The 14,143-nt window shown below is 71.0% G+C and carries 14 protein-coding genes; 6 read left to right on the forward strand and 8 right to left on the reverse strand.

Translation table 11 applies throughout. The features are described 5' to 3' along the window. Positions 1-73: 73 nt before the first annotated feature. The 3 genes from thrS to ACFLIM_RS43780 all read right to left on the reverse strand — a co-directional run bounded on the left by thrS (position 74) and on the right by ACFLIM_RS43780 (position 3,640). The gene (gene thrS / locus ACFLIM_RS43770) at positions 74-2,038 is read right to left on the reverse strand and encodes a threonine--tRNA ligase (RefSeq protein ID WP_393175556.1); all 1,965 of its coding nucleotides are present in this window, start codon (positions 2,036-2,038) and stop codon (positions 74-76) included. 64 nt (positions 2,039-2,102) lie between these two features. Continuing rightward, positions 2,103-2,699 carry a glycoside hydrolase family 25 protein gene (locus ACFLIM_RS43775; protein ID WP_393175558.1) on the reverse strand — a complete coding sequence of 199 codons (597 nt, stop codon included), beginning with the start codon at positions 2,697-2,699 and terminating at the stop codon, positions 2,103-2,105. 41 nt (positions 2,700-2,740) lie between these two features. After that, a complete protein-coding gene (locus ACFLIM_RS43780) occupies positions 2,741-3,640 on the reverse strand; it encodes a TIGR03564 family F420-dependent LLM class oxidoreductase (RefSeq protein ID WP_393175560.1) in 900 nt (299 codons plus the stop codon). Between the two features lie 89 nt (positions 3,641-3,729). Here ACFLIM_RS43780 and pgm point away from each other — a divergent pair, with 89 nt between their 5' ends. Then, positions 3,730-5,361 (forward strand): phosphoglucomutase (alpha-D-glucose-1,6-bisphosphate-dependent), encoded by a 1,632-nt coding sequence (gene pgm, locus ACFLIM_RS43785; protein ID WP_393175562.1) that lies wholly within the window; start codon positions 3,730-3,732, stop codon positions 5,359-5,361. A 9-nt stretch (positions 5,362-5,370) separates the two neighbouring features. On the opposite strand, the gene ACFLIM_RS43790 is transcribed toward pgm, so the two are convergent. From ACFLIM_RS43790 to ACFLIM_RS43810, 5 genes are all read right to left on the reverse strand, one after another. After that, entirely contained in the window at positions 5,371-6,135 is a 765-nt protein-coding gene (locus ACFLIM_RS43790) for an SDR family NAD(P)-dependent oxidoreductase (RefSeq protein WP_393175564.1), read from the reverse strand. 3 nt (positions 6,136-6,138) lie between these two features. Further along, complete coding sequence (locus tag ACFLIM_RS43795; RefSeq protein ID WP_393175565.1) at positions 6,139-7,437, reverse strand: MFS transporter; 1,299 nt, start codon at positions 7,435-7,437, stop codon at positions 6,139-6,141. A gap of 74 nt (positions 7,438-7,511) precedes the next feature. Further along, on the reverse strand, positions 7,512-8,525 hold the full coding sequence (locus ACFLIM_RS43800; RefSeq protein WP_393175567.1) for an Ldh family oxidoreductase: 1,014 nt from the start codon (positions 8,523-8,525) through the stop codon (positions 7,512-7,514). A gap of 120 nt (positions 8,526-8,645) precedes the next feature. Further along, on the reverse strand, positions 8,646-9,329 hold the full coding sequence (locus tag ACFLIM_RS43805; protein ID WP_393175569.1) for a DUF2786 domain-containing protein: 684 nt from the start codon (positions 9,327-9,329) through the stop codon (positions 8,646-8,648). Positions 9,330-9,339: 10 nt separating this feature from the next. Further along, entirely contained in the window at positions 9,340-10,581 is a 1,242-nt protein-coding gene (locus ACFLIM_RS43810; RefSeq protein ID WP_393175571.1) for a hypothetical protein, read from the reverse strand. A 221-nt stretch (positions 10,582-10,802) separates the two neighbouring features. On the opposite strand from ACFLIM_RS43810, the gene ACFLIM_RS43815 reads away from it, so the two are divergent. The 5 genes from ACFLIM_RS43815 (at position 10,803) to ACFLIM_RS43835 (ending at position 14,023) form a co-directional block, all read left to right on the forward strand. After that, positions 10,803-11,222 (forward strand): hypothetical protein, encoded by a 420-nt coding sequence (locus ACFLIM_RS43815; protein WP_393175573.1) that lies wholly within the window; start codon positions 10,803-10,805, stop codon positions 11,220-11,222. A gap of 184 nt (positions 11,223-11,406) precedes the next feature. Continuing rightward, a complete protein-coding gene (locus tag ACFLIM_RS43820; RefSeq protein ID WP_393175575.1) occupies positions 11,407-11,679 on the forward strand; it encodes a hypothetical protein in 273 nt (90 codons plus the stop codon). A gap of 155 nt (positions 11,680-11,834) precedes the next feature. Next, entirely contained in the window at positions 11,835-13,004 is a 1,170-nt protein-coding gene (locus tag ACFLIM_RS43825) for a cytochrome P450 (protein ID WP_393175577.1), read from the forward strand. A gap of 15 nt (positions 13,005-13,019) precedes the next feature. Then, complete coding sequence (locus tag ACFLIM_RS43830) at positions 13,020-13,763, forward strand: HAD family hydrolase (RefSeq protein WP_393175589.1); 744 nt, start codon at positions 13,020-13,022, stop codon at positions 13,761-13,763. Then, positions 13,760-14,023, forward strand: coding sequence for a DUF4031 domain-containing protein (locus tag ACFLIM_RS43835; protein WP_393175579.1), 264 nt, complete (start codon positions 13,760-13,762; stop codon positions 14,021-14,023). Before ACFLIM_RS43830 ends, ACFLIM_RS43835 begins: the two co-directional genes overlap by 4 nt. Positions 14,024-14,143: the final 120 nt, after the last annotated feature.

Genomic DNA, 14,143 nt, shown 5'->3' on the forward strand with positions numbered 1-14,143 from the left:
TACGGCGGAGCAGCCAGAACGCGGCCGCTCCGCCGTACCGCTGAAGCCAGACCTCTGAAAGCCAAGCCCCGGGTCAGACCTGGATGCGGCGTTCCACGGCGTTGACGATCTCGGCGATCGCCTCCTCGACGGGGACGCCGTTCTTCTGCTCCCCGCTCCGGTACCGGAACGACACCGCCCCGTTGGCGATGTCGTCGTCGCCGGCGAGCAGCATGTAAGGCACCTTGGACTTCTGCGCGTTGCGGATCTTCTTCTGCATGCGGTCGTCGGAGGAGTCGACCTCGATCCGGATGCCGCGCTCGCTCAGCTTCTTGGCCACATCCTGCAGGTACGGCACGTGCGCGTCGGCGATCGGGATGCCCACCACCTGCACCGGTGCCAGCCAGGCCGGGAAGGCGCCCGCGTAGTGCTCGGTGAGCACGCCGAGGAAGCGCTCCACGGAGCCGAACAGCGCCCGGTGGATCATGACCGGGGTCTGCCGGCTGCCGTCCGCCGCCTGGTATTCCAGGCCGAAGCGCTTGGGCTGATTCAGGTCGAGCTGGATGGTGGACAGCTGCCACGTGCGGCCGATCGCGTCCTTGGCCTGCACGGAGATCTTGGGCCCGTAGAAGGCCGCGCCGCCCGGGTCGTCGACCAGCTCCAGCCCCGACTCGGTGGCGACCTGGCGCAGCGCCTGGGTCGCCTCCTCCCACTCGGCGGGGTCGCCGATGAACTTGTCGGAGTCGTCGCGGCTGGACAGCTCCAGGTAGAAGTCCGACAGGCCGAAGTCACGCAGCACGCTGAGCACGAACCTCAGCAGCGACTTGATCTCATCGCCCATCTGCTCCCTGGTGGTGTAGATGTGCGCGTCGTCCTGCGTCATGCCACGCACCCGGGTCAGCCCGTGCACCACACCCGACTTCTCGTATCGATAGACCGAGCCGAACTCGCACAGCCGCAGCGGCAGCTCGCGGTAGGAACGCCCGCGCGCCCTGAAGATCAGGTTGTGCATCGGGCAGTTCATCGGCTTGACCCGGTATTCGATGCCCTCCAGCTCGAACGGCGGGAACATGTCGTCGGCGTACCAGGGGAGATGCCCTGAGGTCTCGAACAGCGATGACTTGGTGATGTGCGGGGTGTTGACGAACTCGTAGCCCGCGTCGGCCTGCCGCCGGCGCATGTAGTCTTCCATCTCCTTGCGGATGATCCCGCCCTTGGGATGGAAGATCGGCAGGCCGCTGCCCAGCTCCGGTGGGAAGCTGAACAGGTCGAGCTCGGCGCCCAGCTTGCGGTGGTCGCGCTTCTCGGCCTCCTCCAGCAGCTTGAGATATTCGTCCTGCTTGTCGCGGGACTCCCACGCGGTGCCGTAGATGCGCTGAAGCTGCGGGTTCTTCTCGCTGCCGCGCCAGTAGGCGCCGCCGGAGCGCATGAGCTTGAACGCCGGGATCGACCGGGTCGACGGCACGTGCGGCCCCCGGCACAGGTCCTTCCACTGCAGCTCGCCGGTCTTGGGGTCGAGGTTGTCGTAGATGGTGAGCTGCCCCGCCCCCACCTCGACGGCCTCTTCCTCGGCGGCGCCGCCCTTGAGCCCGATCAACTCCAGCTTGTACGGCTCCGCCGCCAGCTCCTCGCGCGCCTCCTCGTCGGAGACGGCCCGGCGGGAGAACAGCTGCCCCTGCTTGACGATCTCCCGCATGCGCTTCTCGACCCGCTTGAGATCGTCGGGGTGGAACGCCTGCGTGACGTCGAAGTCGTAGTAGAACCCGTTTTCCACGGGCGGCCCGATGCCCAGCTTGGCCTCGGGGAACAGCTCCTGCACCGCCTGCGCCAGCACGTGCGCGGTGGAGTGGCGGACGATGGCCCTGCCGTCCTCGCTGGAGACCTCGATCGGCTCGACCACGTCGTCCTGGGCCAGCGGATGGGCCAGGTCGCGCGGCTCGCCGTTGACCCTGGCCGCGATGACCGTGCGACCGTCGGCCTCGAGCGCCTCACCGGCCGTCGTGCCGGCCGCGACCACACGCTCGGCTCCGGCGAGGGTGATGCGTAGCTCGGCTGACACGGTGTCTCCCTTGGATCGCGCTCGATGCCCGGCACCGAGGCTGGTTCGATGGTGAACACCGATGCTATCGCGGGTGAAACCCTAGCCTGGTCAGCTGCTGCCGGGTCCCGTTGAACACGTTGCGGTCGATCGGGCTGTGCACGTACTGATGGATGGTCCAGTCGCGCCAGGGGCGCGGCACCACGGGACGGCCGCGCGGCTTCTCCGGGCTGGCGATCCACAACGGATATTCGCCCAGCCCGGCGCAGTGTCCGCCACGCGCGAACGCGTGGAAGGTGTGGACGAAGGGCCGCACGCCGCCGTGCCTCTCGACGTGGTGGCACCAGCGGCGCGCGTAGCGGGCGACCTGCTCGGGCAGCAGCCCGTCGTTGGTCTCCAGGTCGAGCGCGACCAGGTCGCCGCTGCGCAGCCCGCCGGCGGACCTGATCACGCTCAGGAAGTGACGCGCCTGCTCGACGGGGTCACCCCCGGGCCTGGCGAAGTGGTACGCGCCGCAGACGATCGAGCTCTCGCGCATGCCGTTCCAGTTGCGCGCGAACCACTTGTCGGTGTGGTCACCGCCGTCGCTGGCCCTGGCGAAGGCGAAGGCCACTCCGGCGCCCGCGTGCTCGGCCCAGTCGACGGTGCCCTGCCAGTTCGACACATCAATGCCTAATAGCACGGGCTCCACCTTGCCGGAGTTTTAGGGAGATGTCTCCGGGTTCAGCCCTTCGCCGCGCCGATGAGGAGGTTGCGCGTGCGTTCGCGGCCGGCGAAGACGGAGCCCACGAAGTCGGTCACCCCGGCCCGCTCCAGCTCGCCGAGCTTGGCCAGGACGGTGTCCTCGTCGCCGACGATCGCCACGTCGCCGGGGTCGGCCGCGCCTTCCCGGTCGAGCATCGCACGGTAGGACGGCAGCTGCCCGTACACCGAGAAGATCTCGTTGGCGCGGGCGACGGCGGCGGCGGGGTCGTCGGTGACGCTGACGGGCAGCGCGCAGACGATGCGGGGCGGCTCGCGGCCCGCATCGGCCGCCGCGGCCTTGATGGTGGGCGCGACGTGCTCGGCGACCGTCTTGGGGCCCGTCATCCACAGGACGGTGCCGTCGGCCACGGTGCCCGCGAGCCTGAGCAGGCGCGGGCCCAGCGCGGCGAGCAGCACGGGGAACCCGGCGCCCGGCGTGGACAGCTTGAGGTCGGCCTTGAGCGTCTCGCCGTCGTACTTGACGTGCTCGCCCCGGCTGGCCGGGAGCAGGATGTCGAGGTACTCCTTCATGTGCCGGCCGGGGCGGTCGAAGCTGTAGCCGTACATGTTCTCGATGACGATCTGGTGTGACAGGCCGATGCCGAGCGCGAGGCGCCCGCCGAGCGCGGCGTTGGCCGTCATGGCCTGCTGGGCGAGCGCGGCCGGGTGGCGCGGGTAGGTCGGGACGACGGCGGTGCCGAGCTCGATGGCCGGTCCCCCGGCGCCGGCGGCGGCCAGGGCGGTGAGGGCGTCGAGGCCGAAGATGTTGGAGAGCCAGGCGGAGGTGAAGCCGTCGTCCGCCGCCTCGGCGATCTGGTCGCGCAACCCGCCGATCGGATCGGATCCTTGCGGCTCAGTCAGGAAATATCCGTATCGCATGGAACAGAACTCCGTTCTAGTGGCTGACGCGAATGTATCTTGCCGCCGCCTCTCGGTCACCCGCCGGGGCGCATTTGTACAGTGGCGTCATGACCCACGAACGCGCGGGACAGCCCGCCCGGCCGGATGATCTGGTCGACGTCGCCAGGCTGGTGACGTCCTACTACGCCCTGCATCCCGACCCGGACGAGGTGGGGCAGCGGGTGGCGTTCGGCACGTCGGGGCACCGGGGGTCGTCGCTGAACACGGCGTTCAACGAGGACCACATCCTGGCCACGAGCCAGGCCATCTGCGAATACCGCAAGTCCGAGGGCACGGACGGGCCGCTGTTCCTGGGCATCGACACGCACGCGCTGTCGGAGCCCGCGCGGGTGTCGGCGCTGGAGGTGCTCGCGGCCAACGGGGTGGCGGTGCTGATCGACACGCGCGACGGCTACACGCCCACGCCCGCCGTCTCGCACGCGATCCTGCGGCACAACCGGGGGCGCACGTCGGGGCTGGCCGACGGCGTCGTGATCACGCCGTCGCATAACCCGCCGGGTGACGGCGGGTTCAAGTACAACCCGCCGCACGGCGGTCCCGCCGACACCGACGCCACCTCGTGGATCCAGGACCGGGCCAACCGGTTGCTGGCGGGCGGGCTGAAGAGCGTGGTACGGGTCCCGTACGCGAAGGCTCTGGGCATGGCAGGGCGTTACGACTTCCTCGGTACGTACGTGGACGACCTGCCGTCCGTCGTGGACCTGGACGCCATCAGGTCGGCCGGAGTGCGGATCGGGGCCGATCCCTTGGGCGGGGCGAGCGTGGCCTACTGGGGGGAGATCGGCGAGCGGCACCGCCTGGACCTGACCGTGGTGAACCCGCTGGTCGATCCGACCTGGCGGTTCATGACGCTGGACTGGGACGGCAAGATCCGGATGGACTGCTCGTCGCCGTACGCGATGGCGTCGCTCATCGCCAATCGGGATAAATACGATATTTCCACCGGAAACGACGCCGACTCGGACCGGCACGGCATCGTCACCCCCGACGGCGGCCTCATGAACCCCAACCACTACCTGGCCGTGGCCATCTCCTACCTGTACGCCCACCGGGACGGCTGGCCCGCGGCCGCCGGGATCGGCAAGACCATGGTGAGCAGCGGCATCATCGACCGGGTCGCCGAATCGCTGGGCCGGCGGTTGTACGAGGTGCCGGTGGGCTTCAAGTGGTTCGTTCCCGGGCTGCTGGACGGCTCGCTCGGGTTCGGCGGCGAGGAGAGCGCGGGGGCGTCGTTCCTGCGGCGCGACGGCTCGGTGTGGTCCACCGACAAGGACGGCATCATCCTGGCGCTGCTGGCCTCCGAGATCCTGGCGGTCACCGGCGAGTCGCCCAGCGCGCGTTATCGGGAACTGACCGGCCGGTTCGGCGAGCCCGCCTACGCCCGGGTGGACGCCCCGGCGACCCGCGAGGAGAAGGCCGTGCTCGGCAAGCTGTCCGCCGAGCAGGTGACGGCCTCGACGCTGGCCGGCGAGCCGATCACGGCGGTCCAGACGTCGGCGCCCGGCAACGGCGCCGCGCTGGGCGGGGTGCAGGTCTCGACGCGGAGCGCCTGGTTCGCCGCCCGGCCGTCGGGCACGGAGGACGTCTACAAGATCTACGCCGAGTCCTTCAAGGGTCCCGACCACCTGGCCAAGGTGCAGGAGGAGGCCCGCTCCCTGGTCTCCGCCGCCCTCGGCTGACGCCCCGCGTCAGTACATCAGGTGCCGTCCGCCGTCCCCGACCAGGATCTCCCCCGTCACCAGGTCGGACTCCAGCAGCGCGACGACCAGCTGGGCGATGTGCTCCGGTTGCGCCGTGCGCCGCAGCGGCGCCTTGGCCTCCTCCTTGGCGGCGATCTCGGTGAACACCTGCTCGCCCACCCGGTCGATGTGCCACCGGGTGGCCACCATGCCGGGTGCGACCGCGTTCACGCGAACCTCGGGCCCGAGCGCCACCGCCAGATCGCGGGTGAGCTGGAGCATGGCCGCCTTGCTCACCCCGTACGCCATCGAGGAGCCCGTGGGGAGGAGCCCGGCGATGGAGGCGACGTTGACGATCGCGCCGCGGGCGGCCCGCAGGTCGGGGGCGAAGGCGCGGGCGCAGTAGAAGGCGCCCATGAGGTTGACGCCCATGATCTGCCGCCACACGTCGTCGGTGAGCCCGTCCAGGTCGGGGAACGGCACCCACTTGGTCGTCCCTGCGTTGCACACCAGGGCGTCGACCCTGCCGTGGTCGGCGCGTACCCGCTCGGCCATCCGGCGTACGGCGGCGTCGTCCGACACGTCGGCCGCCATGGCCGAGGCCTTGCAGCCCATGCCCTCCAGCCGGGCGACCGTGGCCCGGGCGTCCGCGGCCGAGCGCGAGTAGTTGACGACCACCGCCGCCGCGCCCTTCCTGGCCAGGCTCTCCGCGACGGCGGCGCCGATGCCGGTGCCGCCTCCGGTGACCACGGCGACCGTCCCTTCGATGTCCATGCCTCACTCCTTCCGCAGCGGGTCGAAGGCCCTCATGTCCATGTCCTTGCTCTCCCGCGAAGCGTAGAACGCCACGAACGAGACCACCGCCGTCCCCACCAGGAACGCCGCCACCAGCCACGGCGCCCCGTCCAGCCGCGCCGCCAGCGCCGCGCCGATCAGCGGCGAGAACCCGGCCAGCGCCGCCCCCAGCTCCCGCGAGGCCGCGAACCCGGTGTAGCGCACCCGCGCCCCGAACAGCTCGGCGTAGAACACCGGCTGCACGGCCACCTGCGGCGCGAACCCGAACGCCCCCATCACCATCATCGCCAGCCACACCAGCCAGGGCACGCCGGTGTTGACCATGAGGAAGTACGGGTAGACGAAGGCCGCCACGAACACCACGCTGAACAGGTTGAGCGGCCGCCGCCCCACCCGGTCCGACAGATCGCCGTAGACCGGCTGGAGCACGATGACGGTCAACCCGAAGAAGACCACCCCGAGCAGCGCCGTGAAGTTGGACAGGCCGAGCCGGCCGGTGGCGTACGCGACGCTGAACGTGGCCAGCGTGTAGACCACCGCCGTGTCGCAGATGTGCGCCCCGATGCCGACCAGGAAGTTACGCGGGTAGCTGACGAGCGCGTCCCTGATCGGCAGCTTGACGATCTCGCGGGTCCGCTCCAGCTCGCGGAACACCGGCGACTCGGCCACCCGCAGCCGCACGTACAGGGCCACCCCGATCAGCGCGAAGCTCACCAGGAACGGCACCCGCCAGCCCCACGAGGTGACGTCCGGCTCGGGCAGGAGCTGCACGAGCAGGAACGCCGACGTGCCGAGCACCAGGCCGATCTGCACGCCGGTCTGGGCGTAGGAGGCGTAGTAGCCGCGCCGGCCCGGCGGGGCGTGCTCGGCCAGCAGCGTGGCCGCGCCGCCGAACTCCGCGCCCGCGCCCAGCCCCTGGCAGACCCGCAGCAGGGTGAGCAGGACCGGCGCCCACACGCCGATGGCGGGGTAGGTGGGCAGCAGGCCGATCAGCCCGGTGGACACGCCCATGATCACGGTGGTGATGATCAGGGTGGAGCGGCGGCCGATCTTGTCCCCGAGGTGGCCGAACAGGATCCCGCCGAACGGCCTGACCACGAACCCCACGCCGAACGTGGCGAACGCGGCGATCGTGCCCGCCGCCGGGTCGGCGTCGGTGAAGAAGAGGCGGTTGAAGACGAGGGCGGCGGCGGTGCCGTAGATGAAGAAGTCGTACCACTCCAGGGCGGTGCCGACGAGGGCGCCCAGGACGACGCGCCTTAACTCGGGTGTGGCGGACATCTGACCTCCAGGGGCGTGTCAGGCCGTGGTGGGCCGCGTGCGGCGGCCCGCCACCGGCCGCGGAGTATGCGCCTTTACGGAACGCCGAGCCGCGAGGCGAGCACGCCCAGCTCGGCCCACACCGGCAGGGGCACGGGGATGCCCTCCGCCAGCCTGGCCGCGCGGGTCTGGGCCTCGGGCTCCCCCGGCACGACCACGCCGGGACCCGAGGCACGCAGGGCCGCGCAGAAGGACTCGACCTGGGCGACGTAGTCCTCCAGGGGGACGAACGCGCCGATGTCGACAGCGGTGATCACCGTGCCGAACGTGCCGTCGTACTCCGGCGAGGGAGCCGTGCCGGTACCGGTGAGCAGGCCGCCGACCAGCTCGATGAGGACGCTCAGGCCGTACCCCTTGTGGCCGCCGAACGGCAGCAGCGCCCCGCCCCGGTAGAAGTCGGTGGGGCGGGTGGACGGGCGGCCGCCGGGGTCGACGAGCACCCCTTCCGGCGCCTGTGCTCCGGCGGCGCGCAGGAGGCCCAGCTTGCCCTCGGCCATGGCGGCCGTCGCCCAGTCCATGACCACGGCCGCGCCGCCGGCTCGCGGCACGGCCCAGGCCATGGGGTTGGTGCCGAGCATCCTGCGGTGCCCGCCGTAGGGGGCGACGGTCGGGTCCGCGTTGCCGACGACCTGCGCGATCAGGCCACGGCCCGCCAGCGTCTCGGCGTACTCGCCCAGCCTGCCGACGTGGTTGCACTTGCTGATGGCGACCACGCCGACGCCGTGCGCGGCGGCGAGCCCGGCCGCCTCCTCCGCGGCCAGGCGGGCGGCGGCCTGCCCGAACCCGCGCCGCCCCGACACGACGGCGGTCGCGCCCCGGCGCGCCACGACCTCCGGCCGCGCGCCCGGCACGAGCACCCCCGCCTCGATCCTCTCCAGGTACGGCATGAGCCGCCGTACGCCGTGCGACCCGTGCCCCGCGAGATCGGCCTCGACCAGGGACGCCGAGACGATGGCGGCGATGTCGGCGGGGACCTTGGCGGCGGTCAGGAGGTCGCGGGCGAGATCACGGAGGTGGTCGGCGGTGATGAGGCGGGAGGATGCGTTCACGGTGACCGGTCTCGCTTCCGCAGAAACTGCGTTCCGTGTGCGCGCTTATGCCCGCTTCGAGCCTCCGCAAAACGGATCTCCGGAAAGGGCTTACCAAGCGACCGCGGACGCCGCGGCCGGCTAACCCGGGGCCAGTTCGGGCGCCGCGGCGGTGCTCATCCCGGTGCGGCCGAGGTCGGCCCGGCGACCGGCGGCCGCCCCGTCCCGGTATCCGGTGCCGCTCGTCCTGGGCACGCTCATGCGGATGTTCGGATAGTGGGCCGCCACCACGCGCTCCACCTCGGCCCTGCGGTCGGCCAGCACCAGAGCGGCGCCCGTACTGGCCTCCTCCGCCCGGGACTCCGCCGCGCACAACAGCCGGTACACCTCGTCCGTGAACCCGAGCAGCCACGACCTCCGATAGGCCCGCACGGCGTCCTCGGGCGGTCGCACGCGGGCCAGCCCGGAGGCCATCTGCAGCAGCAACGACGTGGCCAGCAGGTCGGCCCGCTCCAGATCCGCGGCGAACCCGAACACGTGCACCCGCTGCCCGCCGTCCCCCCGCCCGATGAGCAGCGGCCGGCACCGCACCGCCTGGGCCACCAGGCTCACGAGGCGGGCCTTCTCCCTGGCCCACGGGTCGGGCAGGGTGACGACGCGGTCGCCGGGCGTCTGGCGGGTGCCCGCGGGAGGCAGCGAGTCGATGCCGTGCTTGGCCATGAGCGCCGAGGCGGCCGCCATGAACGTGGCCCGCTCGTGCTCGTTGTCGGTGCGTTCGGCCTTGGCCAGGAGTTTCCTGACGCGATCGAGCGTGCGCTCCCGCAAACGTGCTCCCTCAGGACTTGGTGGTCAGCACCCGCCCGTCGTCCGCGATGGCGGGGAAGGCGCCGGTGTCGACGATGCCGTGCTGGTGGTACAGCGCCTCGATGAGGGCGTGCGCCTGCGGCTCCAGCTTCCACAGGGCACGATACTCGCGCGCCGTGGCCAGCGAGATCCCGATCTCCTGGGCGATGTCCACCGTACGCGGGACGATCCCCTTGACGATCTGCCGGTCCCAGTAGACGCGGGCCGCCCGCATCAGCGCCGCGCGCTGGGCGGTGTCGACGACCTGCGGGGTGGTGTCGAGGACCTCGATGTCCTCGTCCTCGTCCTCGACGAGCTCGGCCAGCGCGGGCGGCAGCGCCGGGCGGGCGGGCACCGGGTGGTGGTCGGCCTCGGGCTCCCAGGGCACGCGGGGGTCGGCGTCGATGAGGGCGGAGGTGTTGTACAGGGCGGCGATCTGGGCCAGCAGCGCCTCCTGGCGGGCCTGGTTCACGGCCAGCCCGGTGTGCTCGACGGCCTGGTCCATGGCCTTGTCCAGCCTGGCCAGCGCGGTGCGCATCTTCCGCTCGGACGCGCCGCCCTCGCGCAGCGCCTTGGCCTTCTTGGCGGCCAGCGCGACGCGGGTCAGCCTGCGGTGGGCGTCGACCTCGCTGGCCGTACGATCGCTGACCTCGGCCAGCCCCATCCTGACCAGCAGCCGCTCGGGGGTCAGCCGCCAGTTGATGCGGCCGGTGCCGCGGATGCGGTGGCGTTCGATGGCCATGCCGCGCTCCCACAACCAGGCGGCCACCAGGGGCGCGGCCAGCCTGAACAGCGCCTCGGGCAGGCTGCGCGCGTCCATGCTGGACAACACGGCGGTCAGGCAGGTCAGCGCCCACACGGCGATGCCGTCGATCCCGGCGGAGAAGTTCTCGCGCATGTTGCGGCGGGCGCGGACGGCGGAGGTGATGATCGCGACCTCGATGAACGCGAACAACAACAGTCGCAGCGGTCCATCGAGTCCCAGCACGTCCCCGGAGAACCGCCACATGCCCTGCGCGGACACGCCGGTTGCGATGGACGCGGCCACGATGGTCAGCACGTCCTCGACGGGACGTTGGGCGACGTACCGGGCGAACAACCAGGCGGTGGCGCGCCAGGCGACCCTGATCACCAGGAACGCGAGCACGAGCCCGGCCAGGCCGAGCAGCGCGATGACAGCGGTGGCGAACGGCTTCTCCGCGACGAAGGCCGCGATTTCCTCAAATGTCGGCATCAGTCACTATCCGTGAGGCTCAAACTCCGGCTCTATGCGACGAGATCATCGCAGAATGTCGCCATCTTGTACGCCAAACGACGGCTGCCGCCCCATTTTGCCCCTCTTTCCCTCCTGTCACGCCGCCTTGACTGACGGTGTACCACCCTGACGGACTGTGTATCAGCCGCCGCCTCGCGCCCTCTGCGGTGACAGGGGCTTCATGCCAGGGGAGGTAACCCATGAAGATCTTCGGCCGGGAACCGGCACTCATCCTCGGCCTGCTGAGCGCGGGCCTGCAGATGCTGACCGCGGTCTTCCTGCCGCTCACGACGACGCAGGTGGCCGCCATCAACTCGATCGCGGCGGCGGGGCTGGGCGTGTGGACGGCGTTCGCGACCAGGAACGTGGACGGGGGCCACTCCGTCAAGGCCGCCGTCCTCGGCTTCGCCCAGGCGGGCATCACGCTGGGGCTGGTGTTCGGGGTATCGCTGACGGACCAGCAAACGGCCTCCATCATGGCCTTCGTGGCCCTGCTCGGGGCCCTGTTCGTCCGCCAGGTCTCCACCCCGGCGTCCCCACCCACCGGCCCGGCCCCGTCCACCCGCCCGGCTCCGGACGACGCGGTCCCAGCCACACCTCCGGCCGACACACCCGCGTGACGCTATCGCGGGCGCCGCGCGATGCGGGGCATCCCTCGGCGCGCCGCGAGTGGTGACCGAGAACGCCTGGAGGCACGTGCCGCGCGGGCGCGCCGAGCGCAGGGTGCCCCCAGGGATAGAGGCCCGGGCTTGGGATGGCCGAGGGAGGTGCGCGGGCGCACAATGGGTCCCGAGGAGGGGATCCGTGAGCAAGCGATCGCGCAGACGCCGTGCTCTAACCAGTGGCGGGCTCGCCCCGCGGCCCGGCTACGGGCCCGGAGAGCCGCACTGGCCCGAAGGGGAAGATCCGTTCGACGATCCGCGAGGGGGCGAGGGTGGGGTGCGGGAGCCCCGCAGGCCCAAGCCGGCCCCGCCGTCCCTGTCCGCCGAGGCGCCGGAGCCCGAGCCGCTCGTCCACGCCCGCGACCGCACCGAGCCGCCGCCCGACGAGGTGACCAGGGCTTTGGCCGTTGGCTGAGCGGAGACCGGGGGTACCTGTCCGAAGGGCAGGGGCCTGTGGCATGAGATGTAAATTCGTCCTTTCGTAGGGCACCATTCGCCCTTCCGGATGGCACCATCTATGCAGGGATTTATCCCAACATGATGCGATGTATCCCAGCAGGACGGATATCGATGTCTGACACAGAGTTCCCGCTCATCCAGTTCATGCGTGAGGGGTTCGACCCCGTGGGAGAGCTCGCACGCATCCGCGCCGAGCATCCGGTCTTCCCGATGGAGATCCCCGGCGGCCAGACCGTGTACCTGGTCACCCGCTGGGAGGACGTACGCGCCGTACTGGGCGACCACGAGCGCTTCAGCAACGACTTCGCCGGTGTGATCGGGCTCGGCTCGAACCAGGAGGACCCGGGCGGCCTGGGGTTCCGCGATCCGCCCGAGCACACCCGGCTGCGCAAATATCTGACGCCCGAGTTCACCATGAGGCGCCTGCGCAGGCTGGAGCCGCGCATCGAGGCCATGGTCGAGGAGCACCTGGACCGCATCGAGGCGAAGGGCGGGCCGGTCGACCTGGTGGAGGAGTTCGCGCTGCCGATCCCGTCGCTGGTCGTGTGCGAGCTGCTCGGCGTCCCGTACGACGAGCGCGCCGACTTCGTGAAGATCAGCAAGGATCGCTTCGACTTCACGGCGGGTCCCGAGGCGTCGCTCCAGGCGATCAACGATGCCATGACCTATCTGACGGACCTGGTCGCCAGGGAACGCCAGAACCCCGGTGACGGGCTGCTCGGGCAGCTCCTCCGGGAGCACGGCGACGAGCTCGACGACCGTACCCTCGCCAGCATGGCCGACGGCCTGCTGACCGGCGGGCATGACACCAGCACCAGCATGCTCGCCCTGGGCAGCCTGTGGCTGCTGCGCAACCCCGAGCAGGCCGCGAAGGTGCGCGAGGTCGACGGCTACGTCAACGACGTGGTCGAGGAGCTGCTGCGGTACATGACCGTCGTCCAGGTCGCCTTCCCCCGCTTCGCCCGCGACGACCTGGAGCTGCACGGGCACCAGATCAAGAAGGGCGAGATGGTGCTGTGCTCGCTGACCGGCGCCAACCGCGACCCGGCCCTCGGCGAGGACATGGACCAGGTGCTCCCGGGCAGGGAGACGGCCGGCTCGCACATGGCGTTCGGCCACGGCATCCACCGCTGCATCGGCGCGCCGCTGGCTCAGATGGAGATGCGCATCGCCTTCCCCGCCCTGCTGCGCCGCTTCCCGGGGCTGCACGTCGCGGGCGAGGTGCCGTTCAGGGAGCTGGCCATCGTCTACGGCGTCAAGGAGCTACCCGTCGCCTGGTAGAGGGGCTACGTTCACATTGTGGACGAGCCCGTCATCGACCTGACCAGGATCAGCGCCGTCGTGTTCGATACCGACGGCGTGGTCACCGACACCGCTCGGGGGCACGCGGCCGCCTGGAAGCACGTCTTCGACGCGTTCCTGCGCGGCCGCTCGGCGCCGTTCGATATCCGCGACGACTACCTGCGCCACGTGGACGGGCGCCCGCGGCTCGACGGCATCCGCACCTTCCTGGCCGCGCGTGGCCTCACGCTGCCCGAGGGCTCGCCCGAAGACGAGCCCGGCGCGCCGACCGTGCACGGGCTCGGCCTGGCCAAGGACCGGATCTTCGTGGCTCAGGTGGACAAGTACGGCGTGGCCGCCTTCCCCTCCACGGTCGGCCTGCTGCACGAGCTGCGGCGCAGAGGCGCCCGTACGGCGGCCGTCTCCGCCAGCCTGCACGGTCGCAAGCTGGTGAACTCGGCGGGTGTCGCCCATCTCTTCGATCTGCTCGTCGATGGCAACGACGCCGCGTTGATGAACCTGCCCGGCAAGCCCGATCCGGCGCTCTTCCTGGAGGCGGCCCGGCGACTGGGACTGCCCGCCGCCAAGGCCGCGGTGGTGGAGTCGACGCTGCCCGGGATCGAGGCGGCGCGCAAGGGCGGATTCGGGCTGGTCGTCGCGGTGGCCAGGGACGGCCTGCCCACGCAGGGGGCCGATGTGGTGGTGGCCGACCTGGGCGAGCTGAGCGTGCGCAAGAGGGTTCTACCCTTGAGATCGTGACCGTACTGATCGACCCGCCCAACTGGCCGGGGCCGCGTGGCCTGATGTGGTCGCACCTGGTCAGCGACAGCTCGCTGGAGGAGTTACACGACTTCGCGGTGCGGCTGGGGGTGCCGGAGCGGGCGTTCGACCGCGATCACTACGACGTGCCGGAGACCGTCCATGCCCGGGCGGTGGCTCTGGGGGCCGAGTCGGTCAGCTCCCGTGAGCTGCTACGACGGCTCGTCGCCGCCGGGCTGCGCCGCCGCAAGCGCCGCTAGCCCGGTTCTTCGCATGTAGGTGAACGCTGTCGCTGACGGGTCGTGTGGATCATGGTGTGTGGATCATAGGGTCAGCCAGCGGGGGCGGGTGGGGTCGACGTTCAGCAGGTTCAGGAGTTG

Origin of the sequence: Nonomuraea marmarensis, assembly GCF_043197025.1 — a bacterium.
Classification (GTDB): domain Bacteria; phylum Actinomycetota; class Actinomycetes; order Streptosporangiales; family Streptosporangiaceae; genus Nonomuraea; species Nonomuraea marmarensis.

Coding starts and splice junctions, on each gene's coding strand:
- ACFLIM_RS43815 (WP_393175573.1), top strand. CDS start 10,803: ATGAAGATCTTCGGCCGGGAACCGGCACTCATCCTCGGCCTGCTGAGC.
- pgm (WP_393175562.1), top strand. CDS start 3,730: ATGACCCACGAACGCGCGGGACAGCCCGCCCGGCCGGATGATCTGGTC.
- ACFLIM_RS43790 (WP_393175564.1), bottom strand. CDS start 6,135: ATGGACATCGAAGGGACGGTCGCCGTGGTCACCGGAGGCGGCACCGGC.
- ACFLIM_RS43810 (WP_393175571.1), bottom strand. CDS start 10,581: ATGCCGACATTTGAGGAAATCGCGGCCTTCGTCGCGGAGAAGCCGTTC.
- ACFLIM_RS43795 (WP_393175565.1), bottom strand. CDS start 7,437: ATGTCCGCCACACCCGAGTTAAGGCGCGTCGTCCTGGGCGCCCTCGTC.
- ACFLIM_RS43780 (WP_393175560.1), bottom strand. CDS start 3,640: ATGCGATACGGATATTTCCTGACTGAGCCGCAAGGATCCGATCCGATC.
- ACFLIM_RS43825 (WP_393175577.1), top strand. CDS start 11,835: ATGTCTGACACAGAGTTCCCGCTCATCCAGTTCATGCGTGAGGGGTTC.